The sequence below is a fragment of the Mesorhizobium sp. M7A.F.Ca.AU.001.01.1.1 genome (genome assembly GCF_004022735.1).
Lineage (GTDB): Bacteria > Pseudomonadota > Alphaproteobacteria > Rhizobiales > Rhizobiaceae > Mesorhizobium > Mesorhizobium ciceri.
In genome coordinates, this window is sequence record NZ_RZPF01000626.1 from 1 (window position 1) to 3,937 (window position 3,937).

The 3,937-nt window shown below is 60.0% G+C and carries 5 protein-coding genes; all 5 read left to right on the forward strand.

Annotation, left to right across the window (positions count from 1 at the left end; translation table 11 throughout):
- Positions 1-75 precede the first annotated feature (75 nt).
- The 5 genes from kdsA to EN884_RS28580 all read left to right on the forward strand — a co-directional run bounded on the left by kdsA (position 76) and on the right by EN884_RS28580 (position 3,924).
- Positions 76-921 (forward strand): 3-deoxy-8-phosphooctulonate synthase, encoded by an 846-nt coding sequence (gene kdsA / locus EN884_RS28555; protein WP_063168052.1) that lies wholly within the window; start codon positions 76-78, stop codon positions 919-921.
- A gap of 96 nt (positions 922-1,017) precedes the next feature.
- Positions 1,018-1,221: a dodecin family protein gene (locus EN884_RS28560; RefSeq protein ID WP_013531476.1), complete on the forward strand. Its 204-nt coding sequence runs from the start codon at positions 1,018-1,020 to the stop codon at positions 1,219-1,221.
- 86 nt (positions 1,222-1,307) lie between these two features.
- Positions 1,308-1,673: a PRC-barrel domain-containing protein gene (locus tag EN884_RS28565; RefSeq protein ID WP_024505095.1), complete on the forward strand. Its 366-nt coding sequence runs from the start codon at positions 1,308-1,310 to the stop codon at positions 1,671-1,673.
- A gap of 376 nt (positions 1,674-2,049) precedes the next feature.
- On the forward strand, positions 2,050-3,324 hold the full coding sequence (gene eno / locus EN884_RS28575; RefSeq protein ID WP_013531479.1) for a phosphopyruvate hydratase: 1,275 nt from the start codon (positions 2,050-2,052) through the stop codon (positions 3,322-3,324).
- 276 nt (positions 3,325-3,600) lie between these two features.
- On the forward strand, positions 3,601-3,924 hold the full coding sequence (locus EN884_RS28580) for a septum formation initiator family protein (protein ID WP_027038975.1): 324 nt from the start codon (positions 3,601-3,603) through the stop codon (positions 3,922-3,924).
- The last annotated feature ends 13 nt before the right edge of the window (positions 3,925-3,937 follow it).

The following is a 3,937-nucleotide window of genomic DNA, read 5'->3' on the forward strand; positions in this document are numbered from 1 at the left end:
CGATATAGCGGGCAATGATATTGTCGTGCAGCCTGCACCCGGACAGGGCGCGGCTTTCATCTTCCGGGAGACCAAATGAACAAGCCCGTCGCGCCCAATTCAGCGGTAATTGTCGGCAATGTCGTCTTCGACAACAAGGCGGCTCTGTCGCTGATCGCCGGCCCGTGCCAGTTCGAGTCGCGTCAGCACGCTTTCGACATGGCCGGCGCGCTGAAGGAACTGACCGGCAGGCTCGGAATAGGCCTCGTCTACAAGACCAGCTACGACAAGGCCAACCGCACCTCGCTGTCGGCGACGCGCGGCGCCGGCATGGACGCGGCACTTCCCGTCTTCGACGAACTGCGCAAGGAATTTTCGCTCCCGGTGCTGACCGATGTCCACACCGAGGAGCAGTGCGCCATCGTGGCGCCGCATGTCGATGTCCTGCAGATTCCGGCTTTCCTGTCGCGCCAGACCGACATGCTGGTCGCCGCGGCGAAAACCGGCAAGGTCATCAACGTGAAGAAGGGACAGTTCCTTGCCCCCTGGGACATGAAGAACGTCGTCGCCAAGATCACCGGATCCGGCAATGCCAATGTGCTGACCACCGAGCGCGGTGCTTCTTTCGGCTACAACACGCTGGTCTCCGACATGCGCGCTTTGCCTGTCATGGCAGAGATCGGCGCGCCGGTGATCTTCGATGCGACCCATTCGGTGCAGCAGCCGGGCGGGCAGGGCGGTTCCTCGGGCGGTGAACGTCGTTTTGTCGAGACGCTGGCGCGCGCGGCCGTCGCTGTCGGCGTTGCCGGCGTCTTCATCGAGACCCATCAGGATCCTGGCAACTCGACCTCTTCCGACGGCCCCAACATGCTGCCGTTGAAGGACATGCCCGCTCTACTCGAGCGGCTGATGGCATTCGACCGCATCGCCAAGGGTCTCTAGGCCGGACAATATCCTCTGTCGACCGCCGATGCTTGTGGACGGCGCAAGCCGCCTGTACGCTCTACCGGCAAATGAGCGTTTTGGCAGGAGGAAGCCATGTCTGTCGCCCGCGTCACCGAAATCACATCGTCGTCGAAGAAGAGCTTTCAGGACGCCATCGAACAGGGAATTGCGCGCGCATCCAAAACGCTGAAGAACGTCGAGGGCGCCTGGATCCAGGACCAGAAGATCGTCGTCCAGGACGGCAAGATCGTTGCTTATCGCGTCAACATGAAGGTTACCTTCATCCTCGCGGAGTGATCGGTCGACGCCGAAAAAGTCGGGAACCTTCGCCCGCGCCCCTCATTGTCCAATTATGGTTCGAAACCACAATGAGGAGCACAATCATGGCAACCCAGACTGGCCACACCCAAGCCATTGCCGCTTCGCGGGTCATCGGCACATCGGTCTACAACACCGAAGGCACAAGCATCGGCAGCATAGAGGATGTGATGCTCGACAAGATGACGAACGGGATCATGTTCGCGGTCATCGGTTTTGGCGGCTTCCTTGGCATCGGCGAGAAATATCACGCCATTCCCTGGGCAAGCCTCGACTATGATGAGGACAAGGGCGGTTATGTCGTGCCGTTTTCCAAGGAACAACTCATGGCGGCACCGGCCTATTCGATCAACGAACTGACCGGTGCCGATGGCGAGGCGGCGCGCGACGAATCCTACAATTATTACAAGGTCACGCCTTACTGGCATTAACAACAACGACAAAGCGGCCCCGTCGAGAGAGACGGGGCCGCTTTGGATTCCGGCTTATTCGCTGACGTGTAAGGGGGCCATCGCCTTCGGCGGCGACTGCTGATTGTCGCATGACGTCAGGAATGCCGCCGCGATCAGAAACAGACTCACGATACCGCTCAACTGAGACATGGCGAAACTCCTCCTGTTTCGCCCCGCGCGCTGCACCTTAACCGGAAGTCAGCCGACCGTACATGACTTATGATGACAGCGATTTGCGCTTCGTGAATCGTTCGGACGCTGTTGCCGCGGCAACAATTGCCAGCGGGCCGATTGCCTTTTGCAGCACTTTGGCTAAGACGTGCGGCATTCTTCAGATCAATCGAGGACATCGCAAATGACCGCCATCGTCGACATTGTCGGGCGTGAAATCCTGGACAGCCGTGGAAATCCGACCGTCGAGGTCGATGTCATTCTCGAAGACGGCTCGATGGGCCGCGCGGCGGTGCCGTCGGGTGCTTCGACCGGTGCCCACGAGGCCGTCGAACTGCGCGACGGCGGCGCCCGCTATCTCGGCAAAGGCGTGCTCAAAGCCGTCGAGGCGGTGAACGGCGAGCTGTTCGAGGCCATCGGCGGCATGGAAGCCGAAAACCAGATTCATATCGACCAGACCATGATCGAGCTCGACGGCACGCCCAACAAGAGCCGGCTTGGCGCCAACGCCATTCTCGGCGTTTCGCTGGCGGTGGCCAAGGCGGCCGCTGATGCCGCCGGCCTGCCGCTCTACCGTTATGTCGGAGGCACCAAGGCGCATCTCCTGCCGGTACCGATGATGAACATCATCAATGGCGGCGCGCATGCCGACAACCCGATCGATTTCCAGGAATTCATGATCCTGCCGATCGGCGCGCCGACGCTGCGCGAAGGTGTCCGCTGGGGTTCGGAAATCTTCCATACGCTGCGCAAGAAACTGAAGGATGCCGGCCACAACACCAATGTCGGCGACGAGGGCGGCTTTGCCCCGAACCTGAAAAGCGCTCCGGTGGCGCTCGATTTCATCATGGAATCGATCGAGCAGGCCGGCTTCAAGCCGGGCGACGAGATCGCGCTCGGCCTCGATTGCGCCGCGACCGAGTTCTTCAAGGACGGCAACTACGTCTATGAAGGCGAGAAAAAGACGCGCGATCCCAAGGCCCAGGCCAAATACCTGGCCAAGCTTGCCGCCGACTATCCGATCATCTCGATCGAGGACGGTCTTGCCGAGGACGATTGGGAAGGCTGGAAGTACCTGACCGACCTGATCGGCAAGAAGACGCAGCTGGTTGGCGACGATTTGTTCGTCACCAACACGGCGCGGCTGCGCGACGGCATCCGCATGGGGGTTGCCAACTCGATCCTGGTTAAGGTCAACCAGATCGGCTCGCTTACGGAAACGCTCGACGCCGTCGAGACCGCGCACAAGGCCGGCTACACCGCCGTGATGTCGCACCGCTCGGGCGAAACCGAGGATTCGACCATTGCCGATCTCGCCGTCGCCACCAATTGCGGACAGATCAAGACCGGCTCGCTGTCGCGCTCGGACCGCATGGCCAAGTACAATCAGCTGATCCGCATCGAGGAAGAGCTCGGCAAGCAGGCAAGCTACGCCGGCAAGTCGGTGGTCAAGGGCTGATCCGGAAACACCGGCTCATCGATACCGGACAAAAGGGCGGGAGCATTCCCGCCCTTTTTCGTTTCGGCGCCGCCAAACAGGTCACCCGTAACCGTCCGTTAAGCACAATCGGGCGAGAAAGATCGTGAGCCGCCTGAGTTCGCGGGCTAGAGCCGGATGATCTCAGGTCTGTTCGACCTGAAATCTGAATCCGACTCTAAATCAAAGAGATAGAGCATGATGTCGTCCGAAAACCGCTTCACACTTTTCGGCATCATGCTCTAGAGGAATCGGGCGATGTGGACGCGTCAGCACAAGCAGAGAAACACCGGCCGGCTGATCATTCCCTCGCTTTGCGTGGCGTTCCTGGCCTATTTCGGCTTTCATGCCTATCACGGCGAATTCGGTATCTACTCGAAATATCAGCTGGAAGCCCAGACGGTTGCGCTGCAAGGCCAGCTCGATGCGATCAAGGCGCGCCGCATGGAGCTCGAGCGCCGCGTTCGGCTGATGCATGAAGGCACGCTCGAGAAGGACATGCTCGATGAGCAGGCGCGCAAGGCGCTCAATCTGTCCCAAGCTGACGAAATCACCATTATGTTGCCGACCTCGGCGAAATAACTGATTTCAAGTT

Excerpts from the sequence above, each read along its gene's own strand:
- EN884_RS28565 (WP_024505095.1), top strand. The coding sequence starts at position 1,308 with ATGGCAACCCAGACTGGCCACACCCAAGCCATTGCCGCTTCGCGGGTC.
- EN884_RS28560 (WP_013531476.1), top strand. The coding sequence starts at position 1,018 with ATGTCTGTCGCCCGCGTCACCGAAATCACATCGTCGTCGAAGAAGAGC.
- EN884_RS28580 (WP_027038975.1), top strand. The coding sequence starts at position 3,601 with ATGTGGACGCGTCAGCACAAGCAGAGAAACACCGGCCGGCTGATCATT.
- eno (WP_013531479.1), top strand. The coding sequence starts at position 2,050 with ATGACCGCCATCGTCGACATTGTCGGGCGTGAAATCCTGGACAGCCGT.
- kdsA (WP_063168052.1), top strand. The coding sequence starts at position 76 with ATGAACAAGCCCGTCGCGCCCAATTCAGCGGTAATTGTCGGCAATGTC.